This window comes from Kitasatospora sp. NPDC036993, from assembly GCF_055607525.1.
The window spans coordinates 25,954-43,498 of sequence record NZ_JBVJRP010000029.1 but is presented as its reverse complement, the minus strand read 5'-3'; the positions used below and the strand labels follow the sequence as shown (position 1 = coordinate 43,498).

14 protein-coding genes are annotated in these 17,545 nt (G+C 75.2%); 2 read left to right on the top strand and 12 right to left on the bottom strand.

Features of this window, described 5'->3' with window-relative positions:
- Position 1 precedes the first annotated feature (1 nt).
- The 10 genes from ACZ7C5_RS36240 to rimP all read right to left on the bottom strand — a co-directional run bounded on the left by ACZ7C5_RS36240 (position 2) and on the right by rimP (position 13,400).
- Complete coding sequence (locus ACZ7C5_RS36240; RefSeq protein WP_401092538.1) at positions 2–979, bottom strand: bifunctional riboflavin kinase/FAD synthetase; 978 nt, start codon at positions 977–979, stop codon at positions 2–4.
- 92 nt (positions 980–1,071) lie between these two features.
- Positions 1,072–4,731 (bottom strand): serine protease, encoded by a 3,660-nt coding sequence (locus tag ACZ7C5_RS36235; protein ID WP_470324311.1) that lies wholly within the window; start codon positions 4,729–4,731, stop codon positions 1,072–1,074.
- A 202-nt stretch (positions 4,732–4,933) separates the two neighbouring features.
- The gene (truB, locus tag ACZ7C5_RS36230) at positions 4,934–5,863 is read right to left on the bottom strand and encodes a tRNA pseudouridine(55) synthase TruB (RefSeq protein WP_401092542.1); all 930 of its coding nucleotides are present in this window, start codon (positions 5,861–5,863) and stop codon (positions 4,934–4,936) included.
- Between the two features lie 41 nt (positions 5,864–5,904).
- Positions 5,905–7,011 (bottom strand): DHH family phosphoesterase, encoded by a 1,107-nt coding sequence (locus tag ACZ7C5_RS36225; RefSeq protein WP_401092544.1) that lies wholly within the window; start codon positions 7,009–7,011, stop codon positions 5,905–5,907.
- A gap of 2 nt (positions 7,012–7,013) precedes the next feature.
- Positions 7,014–7,454 carry a 30S ribosome-binding factor RbfA gene (gene rbfA / locus ACZ7C5_RS36220; RefSeq protein ID WP_401092546.1) on the bottom strand — a complete coding sequence of 147 codons (441 nt, stop codon included), beginning with the start codon at positions 7,452–7,454 and terminating at the stop codon, positions 7,014–7,016.
- Positions 7,455–7,607: 153 nt separating this feature from the next.
- Positions 7,608–7,904 (bottom strand): DUF503 domain-containing protein, encoded by a 297-nt coding sequence (locus ACZ7C5_RS36215; RefSeq protein WP_401092548.1) that lies wholly within the window; start codon positions 7,902–7,904, stop codon positions 7,608–7,610.
- Between the two features lie 151 nt (positions 7,905–8,055).
- Positions 8,056–11,205, bottom strand: a complete 3,150-nt coding sequence (gene infB, locus ACZ7C5_RS36210) for a translation initiation factor IF-2 (protein WP_401092550.1) — start codon at positions 11,203–11,205, stop codon at positions 8,056–8,058.
- A gap of 229 nt (positions 11,206–11,434) precedes the next feature.
- A complete protein-coding gene (locus ACZ7C5_RS36205) occupies positions 11,435–11,728 on the bottom strand; it encodes a YlxR family protein (RefSeq protein ID WP_224282505.1) in 294 nt (97 codons plus the stop codon).
- Positions 11,729–11,804: 76 nt separating this feature from the next.
- The gene (gene nusA, locus ACZ7C5_RS36200) at positions 11,805–12,806 is read right to left on the bottom strand and encodes a transcription termination factor NusA (protein ID WP_401092552.1); all 1,002 of its coding nucleotides are present in this window, start codon (positions 12,804–12,806) and stop codon (positions 11,805–11,807) included.
- A 54-nt stretch (positions 12,807–12,860) separates the two neighbouring features.
- Entirely contained in the window at positions 12,861–13,400 is a 540-nt protein-coding gene (rimP, locus tag ACZ7C5_RS36195; RefSeq protein ID WP_188301487.1) for a ribosome maturation factor RimP, read from the bottom strand.
- Positions 13,401–13,682: 282 nt separating this feature from the next.
- Here rimP and ACZ7C5_RS36190 point away from each other — a divergent pair, with 282 nt between their 5' ends.
- Positions 13,683–14,630 carry a ferritin-like domain-containing protein gene (locus ACZ7C5_RS36190; protein ID WP_470324318.1) on the top strand — a complete coding sequence of 316 codons (948 nt, stop codon included), beginning with the start codon at positions 13,683–13,685 and terminating at the stop codon, positions 14,628–14,630.
- 362 nt (positions 14,631–14,992) lie between these two features.
- Complete coding sequence (locus ACZ7C5_RS36185; protein ID WP_470324310.1) at positions 14,993–15,910, top strand: aminoglycoside phosphotransferase family protein; 918 nt, start codon at positions 14,993–14,995, stop codon at positions 15,908–15,910.
- Here the strand turns inward: ACZ7C5_RS36185 and ACZ7C5_RS36180 are convergent.
- Both ACZ7C5_RS36180 and ACZ7C5_RS36175 read right to left on the bottom strand, forming a co-directional pair.
- Positions 15,907–16,470 (bottom strand): GNAT family N-acetyltransferase, encoded by a 564-nt coding sequence (locus ACZ7C5_RS36180; protein ID WP_401092693.1) that lies wholly within the window; start codon positions 16,468–16,470, stop codon positions 15,907–15,909. The genes ACZ7C5_RS36185 and ACZ7C5_RS36180 overlap by 4 nt on opposite strands.
- A gap of 69 nt (positions 16,471–16,539) precedes the next feature.
- Positions 16,540–17,415 (bottom strand): GNAT family N-acetyltransferase, encoded by an 876-nt coding sequence (locus ACZ7C5_RS36175; RefSeq protein ID WP_188301483.1) that lies wholly within the window; start codon positions 17,413–17,415, stop codon positions 16,540–16,542.
- Positions 17,416–17,545: the final 130 nt, after the last annotated feature.

Sequence of the window (17,545 nt, the reverse complement as noted above, 5' to 3'; positions counted from 1 at the left end):
CTCAGCCGCCGTCGGTCAGCTCGCGGGCCTGCTTGACGTCGTCGGCCATCCGGTCCAGCAGCGCGTCGATGGAGTCGAACTTCTCCATCCCGCGCAGGTAGGCCAGGAAGTCCACGGCCACGTGCAGCCCGTACAGGTCCAGGCCGACCCGGTCGATGGCGTACGCCTCCACCGTGCGGGCGGTGCCGTCGAAGGTCGGGTTGGTGCCGACCGAGATCGCCGCCGGCATCCGCTCTCCCCGCGTGCCCTCGGGCAGGAGCGGCCCCTCCCCCTCGACGGTCAGCCAGCCCGCGTACACGCCGTCCGCCGGGATCGCGCTGTGCGGCACGGTGTCCACGTTGGCGGTCGGGTAGCCCAGCTCGCGGCCGCGCTGCGCGCCGCGCACCACCACGCCCTCGACCCGGTGCGGGCGGCCCAGCACCTCGTTGGCTCCGGCCATGTCCCCGGTCGCGACCAGCCTGCGGGTCAGGCTGGAGGAGAACGGCTCGCCGTCCCCGGCCGTGCCGCACACCTGGAGGTCGATCACCTCGACCTCGAAGTCGTCCGCCCTGCCCAGCTCGCCGAGCAGCGCGACGTTCCCCGCGGCCCGGTGCCCGAAGCGGAAGTTGGGGCCCTCGATGACGAGCCGCGCGCGCAGCGCGTCCACCAGCACCTGCCGGACGAAGGTCTCCGGGGACTCCTTCGAGAACTCGGTGGTGAACGGCAGCACCAGCACCGCGTCCACGCCCAGCTCCGCGATCAGCTCGGCACGGCGCGAGTGCGGCGCGAGCAGCGGTGGGTGACTGCCCGGGCGGATCACCTCGCGCGGGTGCGGGTCGAAGGTCACCACCACCGAGGGGAGGCCGAGTTCGCGGGCGCGCTCGACCGCCCGCCCGATGATCAGCTGATGTCCACGGTGCACCCCGTCGAACGAGCCGATGGTGACGACGCTGCGTCCCCAGTCACCGGGGATCTCCTCCAGGCCACGCCAGCGCTGCACCTGACCGCTCCTTGTTCCGTACGGTGCGTACCCTCTGTACGCTCAAACGCTCACAACCGAACCCCTATAGCGTGCCATGCGCCTGCCCCGGCTCAGGCACCGGAATACGGGTTGAGCGCACCGACGGCCCCGTCGGCCGACCGGGGCACCGCCCGCTCGGCCTCGGCGGCGGCGCGCTGAGGGGCTCTCCCGGCCCCCGTCAGGACCGGCGTCCGGGCCGTCCGGGGGCCGTCCGCGGCGGTCGGCGCGGCCCCGGACGGCCACCGGGCGAGCAGCCCGGCGAAGGCCGCCGACCGCCCGGCGCAGCGCAGCAGCAGGTCGTCCGCGCCCGGCAGCCCCGGGGTGGCCCTGGCCAGCACCGCCCGGGCCCGGGCCGGGTTCTCGGCCGCGCAGTGCTCGGCGAGCCGCTCCACGGTCGCGGTCAGCACCGCCGGGTCGGTCTCGGTGGCGAGCAGGGTGTCCAGCAGCTCGCAGCGCAGCGCGTCCGCCGCCGGGTCGGCCACCGGGACGGACAGCGCCTCGGCGAACGGCCGCCGGACCGCCGCGCTGCGGGCGGCCAGCGCGGCGCCGAGCAGCGCCCGCAGCTCCAGCCGGTCCGCCGGGCCGACGGCGACGGCACGCGCCAGCCGGCGGCCGAGGTAGTCGACGGCGACCGGGCCGGCCAAAACCGGGTCCGCCCGCAGCAGCCGGGCCGCCAGCTCGGCGCCCCGCCGGACGGCGGCCGGGGCCACCGCGTCGGCGAGCACCCGCAGCGTCTCGGCGGGGGCCCCGCCGGGGGCGGCCGCCCGGTCGGCGAGCGCGGCCAGGACGGGTTCCGGGTCGCTCTCCAGGGCCGGGGCGAGCGCCCGCGGGGTGAGGAGGGCGTCGCCGCCCGCCCTGAGCCGGGCGAGCGCGGCCGGCAGGTACCCGGCCCGGGTCGCCGGATCGCCGGCCAGCAGCGCCAGCGCGGCGCCGTGCAGGCCCGGCTCGTCCTCGCGGGCGAGCAGCGCGAACGCGGTGTGGCGCAGCAGCTCCGCCCCGGCACCGGAGGCGTACGGGGCGGTCCGCAGCGCGTGCACGGCGGCCGCGACGTGCCGTTCGGGCCGCCGGTCGTGGCTCCAGCGGTCCACCGCGCGGCAGAGCGCGGACGGCTCCTCGGCGGCGAGCACGGTGAGCAGCGCGTCCGCCCTCGGGTGCGCGGCGGCGGCCAGGGCGTCGGCCAGCTCGTCCAGCGCGAGCCGGCGGTGGGCGTGCAGCAGGTCGTGGGCGAGGTCGGCGACGGTACGGCCGGGACGGCCCGGCAGGCCGCGCACGTCCTCGAACCAGGCGCACAGCAGCGGGAACACCGTGACCGGGTCGGCGCGCAGCCGCCCGGCCACCACGCCGAGGAAGCGCTGCCCCGGGCCGTCGGCGGCCACCAGGCGGCGCAGCAGGGCGAGTTCGTCCTCGACGGGCAGGCCGAGGCCGGTCCAGAAGGCCGGGCCGAAGCGGCCGAGCCCGGCCGCCGGGAGCGCCGCCGCCCCCACCGGGCCCGCCCGCTCGGCGATCCGGGCCGCCAACTGGTCGAGCAGCGCCCGGTGTTCGGCCGGTTCCGGGCTGGCGGCCAGGCCCGCGGCGAGCAGCCTTGCCGCCCACCAGGCGGGTTCGCTGCCCGGCGGGCGCAGGTCCAGGGCGCGCCAGATCCGGTGCAGCCACGGATCGAGCGCGCCGGCGCCCCACGTCTCGGCGACCCGGCGCAGCGCGGCGGCGACCGGGCCGATCCGGTGCCGGGGGACGGCGCTCGCCCCGGCGTCCCGGCCCTGGCCCGCTCCCCCGGCCGGGTCCTCGGGCGGCGGCTCGTCCCCGGGCCACGGCCGCTCGTCCGTGGGCCACGAAGGCTCGTCCGCGGGCCACGGCGGGGTGTCCTCGGCCTCGCCGAGCAGCAGCCGCAGGGCGGCGTCCAGATCCAGGTGCCGGCCCTGCAACCAGTCCGCGAACTCCCCGTGCGCGAAGCGGAATCCGGGACCGGCCGGGACGAACAGCCCCTCGGCGAGCACCGCCGTGGCCCAGCCGCCCTCGACCGGGAACAGCTCCTCGAAGACGGCCCGGTCCAGCCCGCCGCCCGCCTCTCCGCCGAGCATCCGCCGGGCCGCCTCGTGCACCCGCCCGGCCACCGCCGCCGCGAGCCGGCGCTCCCGCCCGTGCCGCGGACCACCCGGCCGCACCGCGCCCCTGCGGTGGGCGCCCGGGCGGCGCGGCCGGCCGTCCTCGGCCAGCCGCCGGGCCACCCGCAGGCAGCGCAGGTCCAGGAAGGCGCCGAACAGCTCGCCCCGGCACAGCGGACCGTCGCGCAGTCCCTGGGCCCACAGCTCCCCGGCCAGCCGGACGGCCAGCGGGTGCCGCGCGTCCTCGGCGGCGGCCGGGTGGCCCGGCGGCAGCCCGTACCGGCGGCGCACCCGCTCGGCCGCCTCGGGGGGCAGCGGGCCGAGCCGCTGACCGGCCAGGCTCGGCCCGCCCGGGCCACGGCCGTCCATCCGTACGGTGGGGGCGCTGCCCAGGTCGCCGTCCGGGTGCGGCTCCTCCGCGCGCCGCGGTCCCGGGCCGCCGCTCCCCCAGTCCTCGGCCGCGAGCCGCTCCCACAGTTCCTCGCCGCAGGCCGTCACCAGCCGGGCCCCGCAGCCGGTCAGCCACTGCCCGGCGCCGCGCAGCCAGCGCGCGTCCACCGGCAGCGGGGCCTCCTCGGGGCCGTCCAGGACCACCAGCAGCGGCCGGCCGGCCGCCGCGCACAGGGCCGCCACCGGCTCCGGCGCGGGCGCCGGGGTGCCGAGTGCGGCCGCCGCGGCGGCCAGCGCCCGTTCCACCGGCTCGGCGAGCGAGCGGTCCCCGGCGCGCAGGTCCGCGCCGCGCAGCCAGAGGGTGGGCAGCGGGTGGGCGGCGGCACCCCGGCGGGCGGCCAGCGCGGCCAGCTCGGTGGTGCGCCCGCTGCCGGGGGCGCCGACCAGCGCGGTGAGGGTCGCGGCGGGCTCGTCCCCGGCCAGGCCGTCCGGCCGGTCCACCCGGTCGGCGGCCAGGTGGGCCACCCGCCCCGGCCCGGCGCCGGCGGCCGCCAGCTGGGCGGCGGTCAGCCGCAGCACCCCGGCCAGGCCGAGCGCCGGCCCGTACCCGGGCACCGCCGCCACGTTGCCCGCCGACAGCCCGGCCGGTGCCTCGGCGCCCCGACTGCCTCCCCCGGCCGCCAGGGCCGCCACGGCCGCCAGCGCCCCACCGGTCCCGGGCCCGCGCACGGCGGGCGAGGCCAGGGCGACCACCGCCCCGCTGCGGGCGTCCAGCACCGGCGAGCCGGCCGGCACCGTGACCCCGCCGACCACCGGCACGTCCAGCAGCAGGACCCCGCCCAGCCGGTGCCCGCGGTACACCGCGCCGGTGATCCCGAGCAGCCCGCAGCGCAGCACGACCACCCGGCCGTCCTCGCCCGCCAGCGCGGGCAGCAGCACCTCGGGCCCGGCCCCGACGGCGGGCGGCGGCAGCGGCGGCACCGACAGTCCGCCGACCGCGTCGGTGCGCAGCAGGGCCAGCCCGTGCTCGGGCAGCGGCAGGACCGCCTCCGGGCCGAGCACCCGGCTCTGCCCGCCGGGGGTGTGCAGGACGACCCGGTCCAGGCCGGCCACGCTCTCGTGCGCGGTCAGGACGCTCCCCTGCGGGCCGGCGACGAACCCCAGGCCGCGCAGCCGCCCGTCGAGGTCGCGGATCCGCAGCAGGTACCGCCCCGGATCGCCCTCCGCACACCCCGGCATCCCGTGTCCTCTCCGCCGCCGCTCGCCCGCTGCTCGCCCGCCGCCGGGAGCCTGCCCGCCGGAGCGGCGGCCCGACCACGCCCGCGCCGCTCACCACCGGCGAACACTTCGCGCGCTCCCTCGTCCGGGTGAAGGGAATCCGGGAACGGGAGAGCCCCCGTCGGGATGACTCCCGACGGGGGCTCGGAACGGCACGGGACCGTCAGCCGACGAAGACCGCGACCGGCTTCGCCTGTCCGCCGTTCTCCTCGACCAGCGCGAGGAAGCGCCCGTCCGGCCCGAACACCGCGATCGGCCCGTCCACACCCATCCCCGGCGCCTTCAGCCGGGCACCGTGCGACAGCTTCTGCGCCGAGGCCTCGTCCAGGTCCCAGCGCGGGAAGGCGGCCGCCGCGGCCTCCCCGATCGGCAGCACCTCCAGACCCTTGGCGGACTCGCCGGTGACCTCGGCCTCCAGCTGCTCCAGGGTGCGCGCCGACTCCACCCCGTACGGCCCGACCCTGGTGCGCCGCAGCGCGGTCAGGTGCCCGCCGACGCCGAGCCCGGCGCCGAGGTCCCTGGCCAGCGCCCGGATGTAGGTGCCGGAGGAGCACTCGACGGTGACGTCCAGGTCGATCACCGGCGTGCCGTCCTCGGCGACCGCCGCGCGCTGCCCGTGCACCGTGAACGAGTGGATCGTGGTCGGCCTGGCCGCGAGCTCGAAGTCCTCGCCCTCGCGCACCCGCGCGTACGAGCGCTTGCCGTCGATCTTGATCGCGCTCACCTTGGACGGCACCTGCAGGATCTCGCCGGTGAGCGCCGCGATCCCGGCGTCGATCGCCTCCCTGGCGACCGCGCCGGCCGCGGTCGAGGAGGTGACCTCGCCCTCGCGGTCGTCGGTGACGGTGGTCTGGCCGAGCCTGATGGTCGCCTCGTAGGTCTTGGCGGTGAGCATCAGGTGGCCGAGCAGCCGGGTGGCCCGCTCGATGCCGATCACCAGCACGCCGGTGGCCATCGGGTCCAGCGTGCCGGCGTGGCCGACCTTCCGCGTCCCGGCCAGCCACCGCAGTTTGGCGACGACCCCGTGCGACGTGATGCCTTCGGGCTTGTCGACGATCACCAGGCCGTCGGGGCCGGTGCCTTTGCGCTTCATCGAGTTCTTCGGGTTCTTTCTCTGAATGACAGGAGGAACGATCAACGTACCGGTCGCAGCGCGCCCCGGAACCGCTCGACCACCGGGGCCACGTCCTCCCGGACGCTGAACCCGGCCGCGAAGACGTGTCCCCCGCCGCCCAGTTCGGCGCAGGCCGCGGCGACGTCCACCGCGCCCTTGGAACGCGAGGAGCCGCGCAGCGTGCCGTCCGGGTCCTGCTTGAGCACCAGCGCCACCTCGGCCTCGGCCGGGCGGCGCAGGATGTCGATCAGCCCCTCGATCTCCTCGACCGTGACGCTGAACAGCGCGAGGTCCTGGTACGGCACCCAGGTCCACACCAGACCCAGCCCACCGGCCGCCTCCGGCTCGTAGACGGCCCGGTCGAGCGCGCCCGCGAGCACCTTGAGGTAGCCGAAGGAGGAGGTGTCCCACAGCTGCCGGGAGATCAGGTCGTGCCGGATGCCGGTGGCCAGCAGCCGGCCGGCCAGTTCGTGGGTGGCGGGCGTGGTGGCCCGGTACTTGAAGGAACCGGTGTCGGTGGCGACACCGGTGTAGAGGCAGGTGGCCAGGTCCCGGTCGAGTTCGACGCCGAGCCGGCGCAGCAGTTCGTCGACCAGCACCGCGGTGGCCGGCGCGGTCGGGTCGATCAGCTGGTGGGTGCCGAAGCCCGGGTTGGAGGCGTGGTGGTCGAACACCACCAGGACGGGCGCGGCGAAGGCCTTGTCGTGCAGCAGGCCGAGCCGGCTCTCCGCGGCCACGTCGAAGCAGAGCACCAGCTCGGGCACGTCCGGCACCCCGGCCGCGGGCACGATCAGCTCCTGCCCCGGCAGGAAGGCCAGCGACTCGGGCACGACCTGCGGGTCGTCGCCGAACGAGACCCGGACCTGCTTGCCGAGCGCGCGCAGCGCCAGTGCGGCGGCCAGCGAGGAGCCCAGCGCGTCGCCGTCCGGGCAGATGTGGCAGATCAGGTCGATCGAACGGGCCCGCCCGATCTCCGCCACCGCCTGCTGCCAGACCAGCTCGAACCCGCTCTCCTCGGCGCGCGGACCGGGGAGCGCCGCGAGGGCACCCTCCACCGTGCTGGTGGAGGGCGCCCCCGTGGTGGTCGAGCCGGCTCGCGGGGCGGCCTGCGCCGGCTCACCCGCCATGACTACTCGTCCTCGTCGTCACGCTCGGACGCCGGGACCCGGTACGGGTCCGCGGCGCCGGCGTAGTCCGCCCCGGCCGCCTGGGTGCGCACCGCGGCGTCGGAGCTGCGGGCCCGGTCGAGCAGGTCGTCGATGTTCCTGGCGTTGTCCGGCAGCGCGTCCGCGACGAAGGTCAGCGTCGGGGTGAAGCGCACCCCGATCTTGCCGACCTCGGAGCGGATCACGCCCTTGGCGCTCTCCAGCGCGGCCGCGGTGGCCTCGCGCTCGGTCTCGTCACCGAAGACGGTGTAGAAGACGGTGGCCTCGCGCAGGTCTCCGGTCACCCTGGTGTCGGTGATGGTCACGAACCCCAGACGGGGGTCCTTGATCCGCCGTTCCAGGGTCTGGGCGACGACCACCTGGATGCGGTCGGCGAGCTTGCGCGCCCTTGCGGTGTCGGTCACTTTGCCTCCTCGTGCAGTGGGCCCGGTACCCGGGTGGACTGCGCACCCGTCGGGGCCCACGCCCCAAAGTACCGGCCCGCGCCCGGCCTTGCGGGCGCTCTCGGTCCTGATCCGTGTGAGAACGGCGACTTCCGCCGGCCGCCTCCACGGTCCTCATTCGTCGTCGTCGTTGTGGTACCTCCTCCTCGCGGAGAGGAGCTGTACCTCGGGGCGGCCGGCGACCAACCGCTCACAGCTGTCCAGGACCTCGGTGACGTACCCGGCGTCGCCGGCCACCACCGCCAGGCCGATCTCGGCCCGCCGGTGCAGGTCCTGGTTCCCGGTCTCGGCAGCGCACACGCTGTACTTGCGCTGCAGTTCGGCCACGATGGGCCGCACGATCGAACGCTTCTCCTTGAGCGAGTGGACGTCGCCCAGCAGCAGGTCGAAGGTGAGTGTTCCCACGAACATGTATGACAGGTCTCGCCGACCTGGAAGGCCTCGGGGGGCAGCCCGGAACCGGGCTGACGTCGCTACGTCTGGACTACCCAGGACCCTACACAGCGAGACCGGGGCCGGTCGACGGAAATACCACCCGTCGACCGGCCCCGGCTGACACCGACTAGGCGCGCGGCTTCTCGCGCATCTCGTAGGTCTCGATGATGTCCTCGACCTTGATGTCGTTGAACGACCCCAGGGTGACACCGGCCTCGAAGCCCTCGCGGACCTCGGTCGCGTCGTCCTTGAAGCGGCGCAGACCCTCGATGGTGAGGCTCTCCGCCACGACCTTGCCGTCGCGCAGCAGGCGGGCCTTGGCGTTGCGGCGGATGATGCCGTCGCGGACCAGGACACCGGCGATGTTGCCGAACTTGGAGGAGCGGAAGACCTCGCGGATCTCCGCGGCGCCGAGGCGCACCTCCTCGTACTCCGGCTTGAGCATGCCCTTGAGGGCGTTCTCGATCTCCTCGATCGCCTGGTAGATGACCGAGTAGTACCGGACGTCCACGCCTTCCTTGTCGGCCGCGGCGCGCGCACGGCCTTCGGCGCGCACGTTGAAGCCGATGATGATGGCGTCCGAGCCCATCGCCAGGTCCACGTCGGACTCGGTGATGGCACCCACACCGCGGTGCAGGACCCGGAGCTCGACCTCCTCGCCCACGTCCAGCTTGACCAGGGCGTCCTCGAGGGCCTCGACCGAACCGGAGACGTCACCCTTGATGATGAGGTTGAGCTGCTCGATGGAGCCGGCGGCGATGGCCTTGTCCAGGTCCTCCAGGGACACCCGGACCCGACGCTGCGCGAAGGCGGCGTTGCGGTCGCGGGCCGAGCGCTTCTCGGCGATCTGACGGGCGGTGCGGTCCTCGTCGACGACGATGAAGCTGTCGCCGGCGCGGGGCACCGAGGTCAGACCGAGCAGCAGCACCGGGCGGGACGGGCCGGCCTCGGCGAGGCTGTTGCCGTTCTCGTCCAGCATCGCGCGGACGCGGCCGTAGGCGTCGCCCACGACGATCGAGTCGCCGACGCGGAGGGTACCGCGCTGCACGAGCACGGTCGCCATGGCGCCACGGCCCTTGTCCAGGTGCGCCTCGATGGCGATACCCTGCGCGTCCTGCTCCGGGTTGGCCCGCAGGTCCAGCGAGGCGTCCGCGGTCAGGACCACGGCCTCCAGCAGCTGGTCGATGTGCAGGCCCTGGCGGGCGGAGATGTCGACGAACATGGTGTCGCCGCCGTACTCCTCGGCCACCAGACCGAACTCGGTCAGCTGACCGCGGACCTTGGTCGGGTCGGCGCCCTCGACGTCGATCTTGTTGACCGCGACCACGATCGGCACACCGGCGGCCTTGGCGTGGTTCAGCGCCTCGATCGTCTGCGGCATGACACCGTCGTTGGCCGCGACCACCAGGATCGCGATGTCGGTGGACTTGGCACCACGGGCACGCATGGCGGAGAACGCCTCGTGACCCGGGGTGTCGAGGAAGGTGATCGGACGCTGATCGCCGTTCACCTCGGTGACGACCTGGTAGGCACCGATGTGCTGGGTGATGCCACCGGCCTCGCCGGCCACCACGTTCGACTTGCGGATGGCGTCCAGCAGGCGGGTCTTACCGTGGTCGACGTGACCCATGACGGTGACGACCGGCGGGCGCGGGGCCAGCTGGTCCTCGTCGCCCTCGTTGGCACCGAAGTCGATGTCGAACGACTCCAGCAGCTCGCGGTCCTCGTCGTCACGGCTGACGATCTCGAGCTGGAAGCCCATCTCGTCGGCCAGCAGCTGCAGCGTCGCGTCGGAGACCGACTGCGTCGCGGTGACCATCTCGCCGAGGTTGAACATGACGGAGACGAGCGCGGCCGGGTTGGCGTTGATCTTCTCCGCGAAGTCCATCAGCGAGGCGCCGCTCGACAGGCGAACGGTCTGGCCGTTGCCGCGAGGCAGCATCACACCGCCGACGGACGGGGCCTGCATGGCCTCGTACTCCTGGCGCTTCGCCCGCTTCGACTTGCGGCCACGAGCCGGGCGACCGCCCGGACCACGACCGAAGGCACCCTGCGTGCCACCACGGGCACCCGGGCCGCCGGGACGACCGCCGAAGCCGCCGGGACGCGGGCCGAAGCCGCCGCCACCGCCGGGGGCACCGCCACCGGGACGCGGACCGCCGAAGCCACCGCCACCGGCCGGGCGCGAGCCCGGACCGGCCGGACGGCCCTGGAAGCCGGGACGGGCACCGCCGCCGCCACCACCCGGACCACCCGGACGGCCGCCGGGGCCACCCGGACCACGGCCACCCGGGCCCGGACGCGGGCCGGCCGGACGCTGCGGCATCATGCCCGGGTTCGGGCGCGGCATGCCGGACGGGCTCGGGCCACCGGGACGCGGCGCGGCCGGACGGGGCATGCCGTCGGGACGCGGACGGTCGCCACCGGGACGCGGGGCACCGGCACCGGGAGCACCGGCGGGACGCGGACGGTCGCCACCCGGACGCGGGGCACCGGCACCGGGAGCACCGGCCGGACGCGGACGGTCGCCACCCGGACGCGGGGCACCGGCACCGGGAGCACCGGCCGGACGCGGACGGTCGCCACCCGGACGCGGACGGTCGCCACCCTGGGCACCACCCGGACGCGGGGCACCACCCTGACCGCCCTGACGGCGGTCGCCGGGGCGGCCCATGCCGGTGGCGCTACCCGAGGTGAACGGGTTGTTGCCCGGACGCGGGCCGGCCGGACGCGGGCCCGGACGGGCACCGCCGGAGGCCTGCGCCGCCGGACGCGGGGCCTGGGTGGCCGGACGCGGGGCGTCACCACCGGCCGGAGCCGGCGAGGAGAACTCGGCCGCGGGCGCGGCCGGGGCCGCCGGAGCCGCCGGAGCGGCGGGACGCGCAGCCGGGCGCGGGCCCGGAGTCGGCGCGCTCTGCCGCGGGGCGGCGGCAGCGGCGGGGGCGGCCGCGGCCGGCGCGGAAGGCGCGGCGGCAGCCGGGGTCGGACGGGGACCAGGGGTCGCGCTGGGGCGCGGACCCGGGGTCGGAGCCCCCGGCTTCGGGGTACCCGAGCCGGCAGCGGGGGAGGGCGCCGCGGTCTTCCGCGGGCCCGGCTTGGCGGATCCACCACCGGTGGGGGCCACACCAAGCGCGTCAGTCAACTTGCGCACGACCGGCGCCTCGATCGTCGAGGACGCCGAACGAACGAACTCGCCGAGCTCGGTGAGCTTGGCCATGACGGCCTTGCTCTCCAAGCCAAGCTCCTTGGCGAGTTCATAAACCCGGACCTTAGCCACTTCACTCCTGTCTATGAGTCCGGGGGTCTCGTCCGCCGGACTGTCGCTACTTCATGGGCGTACTCATCGCGTACTCATCGCGTACTCATCGAGTGCTCATCGCAATCTCGACCTACTTCCACATCGCGAGGTACCTGACTGGTGGCACGGCGCGCGGCGGCCCGCGCGCTGGGCTTGTTGCGGTGGTTCCCCGCCGCGCGAGCGGCGGCTGTCGCGGAAGGCGGCCCGCCTAGGAGGCTCCGCCCGCCCGCTCCCCGATGAACTCGCGGAGCCGCTCCGTGTCGAGCGCGCCCTGGAGCCGGAAGGCCCGGGGGAACGCCCGACGGCGGACCGCGAGGTCGAGGCAGGCCGGATCGGGGTGCACGTGAGCGCCCCGGCCCGGGAGTGCGCCACGGGGATCAGGGACGCACTCGCCCTCGACCGCCGTGACACGCAACAACTGGTGCTTGGCCGCGCGCTTGCGGCAGCCCACGCAGGTGCGTTCCGGGCGTGCTCGGACATGCGTCCGGCCAGACGAAGGCAAGTCTACCCCTCCGAAGGGACATGGCGCCGCCCTGCCGGTCCCGGAGGACCGACGAGGACGCCCACGACGACACTGATCACCGGGCCTGCGATTCCTCGGCCTGGCCCTCGGTGTCCGGCCGGATGTCGATCCGCCAGCCGGTCAGACGCGCGGCCAGGCGGGCGTTCTGGCCCTCCTTGCCGATCGCCAGCGACAGCTGGTAGTCCGGCACGATCACCCGCGCGGAGCGCTGGACGGCGTCCACGATCTCCACACTGGTCACCCGCGCGGGCGACAGGGCGGCGGCCACCATCTCCCTCGGGTCCTCGGACCAGTCGACGATGTCGATCTTCTCGCCGTGCAGCTCGCCCATCACGGCGCGCACCCGGGCGCCCATCGGGCCGATACAGGCGCCCTTGGCGTTCAGGCCCTGGCGGCGCGACCAGACCGCGATCTTGGTCCGGTGGCCGGCCTCGCGGGCGATCGCCGCGATCTCCACGCTGCCGTCCGCGATCTCCGGGACCTCCAGCGCGAACAGCTTCTTCACCAGGCTCGGGTGGGTGCGCGACAGCGTCACCGAAGCCCCGCGCACGCCGCGGCGCACGGCCACCACGTAGCACTTCAGCCGGGTGCCGTGCCGGTAGTCCTCGCCCGGGACCTGCTCCTGCGGCGGCAGGATGGCCTCCAGCTTGCCGATGTCGACCAGCACGTTCTTCGGGTCGTTGCCCTGCTGGACGACACCGGTGACGATGTCGCCCTCCTTGCCCGCGTACTCACCGAAGGTCTGGTCGTCGGCGGCGTCGCGCAGCCGCTGCATCATCACCTGGATGCCGATGCTGGACGCGATCCGGCCGAAGCCGCTCGGGGTGTCGTCGAACTCCTTCGGCTCGACGCCCTCGTCCAGCTCCGCCGGGTCCTCCATCGCCCACACGGTGACGTGGCCGCTCTTGCGGTCCAGGTGCACCCGGGCCCGACGGCGCGAGCCCTCGGTGCGGTGGTACGCGGTGAGGAGGGCCGACTCGATGGACTCGACCAGCAGGTCGAAGGGGATGTTCTTCTCGTTGACCAGCGTGCGCAGGGCACTCATGTCGATGTCCACGGCTACGCCTCCTCGTCTTTCGTCACGTTCGTCATGGTCGTACGGCGTCCGGAATCACTCGGTGCCGTCGTCCCCCTCGTCGATGTCCGCGGCCTCGTCCAGGAGCTCGTCGTCACCCTTGCGGTTGAACTCGACCTGGACGCGCGCCCGGGCCACCTCGGCGTACGCCAGACGGCGCTCCTTCGGGCGGCCACGCCCCTTCACCGGCTGCACCTCGACCAGTGCGCCGTCCTCGTCGGCCTCCAGCACCCGGGCGACGATCTCCCCGCCGTCCGCCAGGTGGATCTTGGCCAGCCGACCCTCGGCGCGCTGCCAGTGCCGGGGCAGGACCAGCGGACGCTCCGCACCCGGCGAGCCGACCTCCAGCAGGTACGCGTCGTCCCCCATCAGGTCCGACCCGTCCAGGGCCTCACCGACCACCCGGCTGAACTCGGCGATGGCGTCCATGTCCACGCCGTCGTCGGTGTCGACGTCGATCTGCACCTGCCGACGGCTGCCCGCCCGGGTGACCCTGACGTCCTCCAGGTCCAGTCCGGCCTGCTCGGCCAGCGGCTCCAGCAACGCTCGCAGCCGGTCGGTGTGGGTGGTGCTCATCCGGGTGGACTCCTCGGCCGCGTCTGCTGTTGTCAGAAGGTCGCTCCGCGCCCCCGGTGCCACACCGGATCACGACAGCTCGGCCCAAAGCCTATCCGGTGAAGCCCCCAACCACCGATTCCGGACCGCCCCCGGCCGCTCGCGCACCACCCACTGCGAGCAAGCTCACACCCGGCACGGCATCCCCGAACCGGACACGGGAACGTGGGGATTCTGTAATCATTCACGCCAACGAGCGGAGGCGGGGAGGCCGTCCTCCCGTACCCACCCGGAGTGACCCCGATGCAGCCGCCCAGCCGACGGACCTTCCTGGCCCTCGGACTGCTCACCACCCTCACCGCCTGCACCGGCGGCTCCACCGACCACCCCGCGGACCCCACCCCGCCCCGCGACCCGGACACCCCCGCCCGCCTCCGCGCGATCGGCGCCGCCGACCTCCTGCTCGGCGCCTACGACGCCCTGCTCACCGCCCCCGGTGCCCAGACCGCCCTGCTCCGGCCCCTGCGCGACGACACCGCCCGGCACCGCGCCGCCCTCGCCCAGGACCTGCCCAGCTCCAGCCCGTCCAGCCCCTCCCCCACCGGCACCCCGGCCGGCGGTACCCCGACCCGCTCCCTCCCCACCCTCGCCGAACTGGCCGCCCTGGAACGCCGGACCGCCGAAGCCCGCCTCGACGGCCTCGCCGAGGTCACGCCGCCCCTCGCCCGCCTGCTCGCCTCCATCGCCGCCTCCAACGCCCTGCACGCCGCGGCCCTCGGCGACCGGACCCCCGTCACCACCCCCGACAACCGCGACGCCTCCGGCCCCACCGCCGCCGTCGCCGCCGTCCCCGCCCTCCAGGCCGCCCTCAGCGCCGAACACGCCGCCGTCTACGGCTACGGCATGGTCGGCGCCCACCTCCCCGACGACCCCCAACGCACCGACGCCCGCACCACCCACGCCGCCCACCAGGCCCAACGTGACGCCTGGCAACGCCTCCTCACCGCCGCCTCCGCCGCCCCCACCCCCGCAGCCGGCGGCTACCAGCTCCCCTTCCCCGTCACCTCCCCCGCGGACGCCACCAAGCTCGCCGTCCACCTCGAAACCCGCCTGACCACCGTCTACGCCGACCTGGCCGGCACCATCTCCGCCCCCTACCGCCACCACGCCGCCACCGCCCTGCGCGAAACCACCCTCCGCGCCCACCACTGGGGCGCCCCCACCACCCCCTTCCCCGGCATCCCCACCTGACCCGGGAACCCAACAGACACCCAGCCCGGCCCGCCCCCTGCCCCCAAGCCCGCCGCCTGCCCCCAAGCCCGCCGCTCTTCCCCACCCACCCACCTGTCCGCACCCACCCACCCCGCCCCTCCCCCTCCCTCCCCGGCGAGAGGGACGCGCCGCGGGCGGGGGCGGCGCAGGGGGTGGCCCGGAGAGGGGCGTGACGGGTGATTTTCAGACTGCCACCGCCGTCGAGCACCGCACCCACGAGAACGGCAGTCCGAAAATCACCCAGCCCCCGGAGCGGCCACCCCCGGAGCCGCCCCCGCCACCCCACCCTCCCGAAAGCCCCCCGACCACACCCCCACCCCCCAAACCCCGACAATGGACCCATGTCGGGAGCCGAACCCACCATCACCGTCCCCCCCTGGCTGACGCACAACGTCACCGCCACCCACCACGACCCCGGCCGCCAATGGCTGGCCACCCTCCCCACCAGGACCGCCACCCACCTCGCCGCCTGGAACCTCACCCCGGAACGGACCCTCGACCCCGGCGGCAGCCTCAGCCTGGTCACCTACGTCCACCGCGACGACCTCTCCCCCGCCGTCCTCAAGGTCGGCCTCCCCACCCCCGAGACCGCCCACGAGGACGCCGCCCTCACCCACTGGGCCGGCCGGGGAGCCGTCCTCCTCCTCGACGCCGCCCCCGCCGAGGGCGTGCTCCTGCTCGAACGCCTCCACGGCGAGATCCCGCTACGCTCCCTCGCCGAGCCCAAGGCCATGCTGGAGGCCACCAGCCTGCTGCACCGCCTCTGGACGGAACTCCCCGAGGGACACCCCTTCCCCACCGTCCCCCAGCGGATCGCCACCGCCGCCCGCCTCGCGGAGCACCCCCACCCCGTCAGCACCGAGGCCCGGCACCTGATCGCCGAGGCCCTGGACACCGCCCGCAACCTGGCCGGCGACGCCGACGAGTCCTTCCTCCTGCACGGCGACTTCCACCACGGCAACGTCCTGGCCGCCGACCGCGCCCCCTGGCTGGCCATCGACCCGCGCCCGCTGGCCGGCGAACGCGCCTACGACCTGGCCCGCCTGGCCCTGGACCGCGCCGACACCCTGATCGGCTCCCCCGGCGCCCCCGCCGCCGTCCGCCGCCGCCTGGGCCGGCTCTCCGAAGCCCTCGAGGTCGACCGGGACCGGCTCCGCGGCTGGACCCTCTTCCGCGCCGTCGACCTGGCCCTCCGCGCCCTCGTCCCGGACCGCCGAGAGGACGCCGAGCTCTACCTTGAGTTCGCCAACTCCCTCTAGCCCGCAGAGATTCGAGCCCCGGCCCCGCGCAGGGGCAGCCGGGCCCCCATCACCGCGTACAGCCGGTCCGTCGCCGGAAACCGCACCGCCCGCGCCAGGTCCCGGTACCCCAGCGCCCGGTACAGCCGCCGCGCCGGCGTCTCCGCGTCGATCGCCGAGAGGATGCTCCGGTCCAGTCCCGACCGCTCGCACAGCGTCCGGATGATCCGCGAGCCGATCCCCTGCCCCTGGAACTCCGGCAGCACGTGCAGCTCGGTGACCGCGAAGACCCCGTCCAGCCAGCCCTCGTGCCCCCCGGTGGTCAGATAGGGCTCGATCACCGTGCTCCACCAGTGCTCCCGCCGGTTGGGCATCCCGTACCCGAACCCGACCAGCCGCCCCCCGCTCACCGCCCCGAGCGCGATCACCCCCGGCTGCTGGGCGTGCCGCCCCACGATGTGCAGCCGTACCGCGACCTCCTCGGGCGTGAGCCCGAACGCCACCGCCTGGACCTCCAGCGCCTGCGGCGCCCAGTCCGCAAGGTCGATGGCCCCGATCGTCACCCCGGTCAGCTGATCCATGCTCCGGACGTTACTACCAGCCGCCCCGCGGCGCGGCCGAAGATCCCAACAACCCCGCACGCGAACCGCTCAGAAGAGAACGCTCATGAACGCCCCGACCTCCCGGAACCCCACCCGCCGGTACGCGGCCCTGGCCCGCAGGTTGAAGTCGTTGACGTACAGCGACACCACCGGCGCCACCTCCCGCAACGCGATGCCCAGGACCGCCGCCATCCCCGTCTCGGAGAGCCCCTGCCCCCGGTGCTCCGGAGCGACCCAGACCCCCTGGATCTGGCAGGCCCCCTCCGTCACCGCCCCGATCTCCGCCTTGAAGACGACCTGCCCGTCCTCCCCGAACCGGGCGAACGACCGTCCGGTGGACACGAGTTCGGCCACCCGGGCCTGGTAGAGGAGCCCGCCGTCCCCCGCCAGCGGCGACACCCCCACCTCCTCGGTGAACATCGCCACGCAGGCCGGCATCAGGGTCTCGACCTCGTCGCGCCGCACCCTCCGCACCAGCGGATCCGGCGCGATCTCCGCCGACGGCACCGAGGTCGCCAACAGCGGCTGGTGCGCCCGCACTTCGCGCGCGGGGCCCCAACTGCGCTCCAGCAGCGCCCAGAAGGCCGCCGTGGCCGCCGCCGGCCCGACGATCGAGGAGCAGCGCCGTCCCTGCCGGCGGGCCCGTTCCGCGAACGCCGCGACCGCCTCGGGACCGGCGTCGACCAGGACCAGGTTCGCTCCGGCGTAGCAGAGCGCGGCCAGCACGCCGTCGCCGTCGTACCAGCCCCAGATCTCCCCGCCGAGCCGCCACGGGTCCAGCCCGACGGCCTCGACCCTGGTCGCGACGAAGGCGTTGGCGACCGGGTCGCGGTGGAGGATCTCCAGGGCGTCCCCGAGGTCGGGCGGCTCCAGCACCCGGGTGGTGGCCAGGGCCCTGGCGGCCTGGAAGGAGCTCGGGAGCATCACACCTCGATCGAGCATCGAGACAGCACCTCACTGAGACGACTCTGGCCGCACCCTACTCCGTGGCCCCACCCGGCTACGGCCGCGGGGCCGTCCGCGAACGGACGGCCCCGCTTCCGGAAAACGCCGC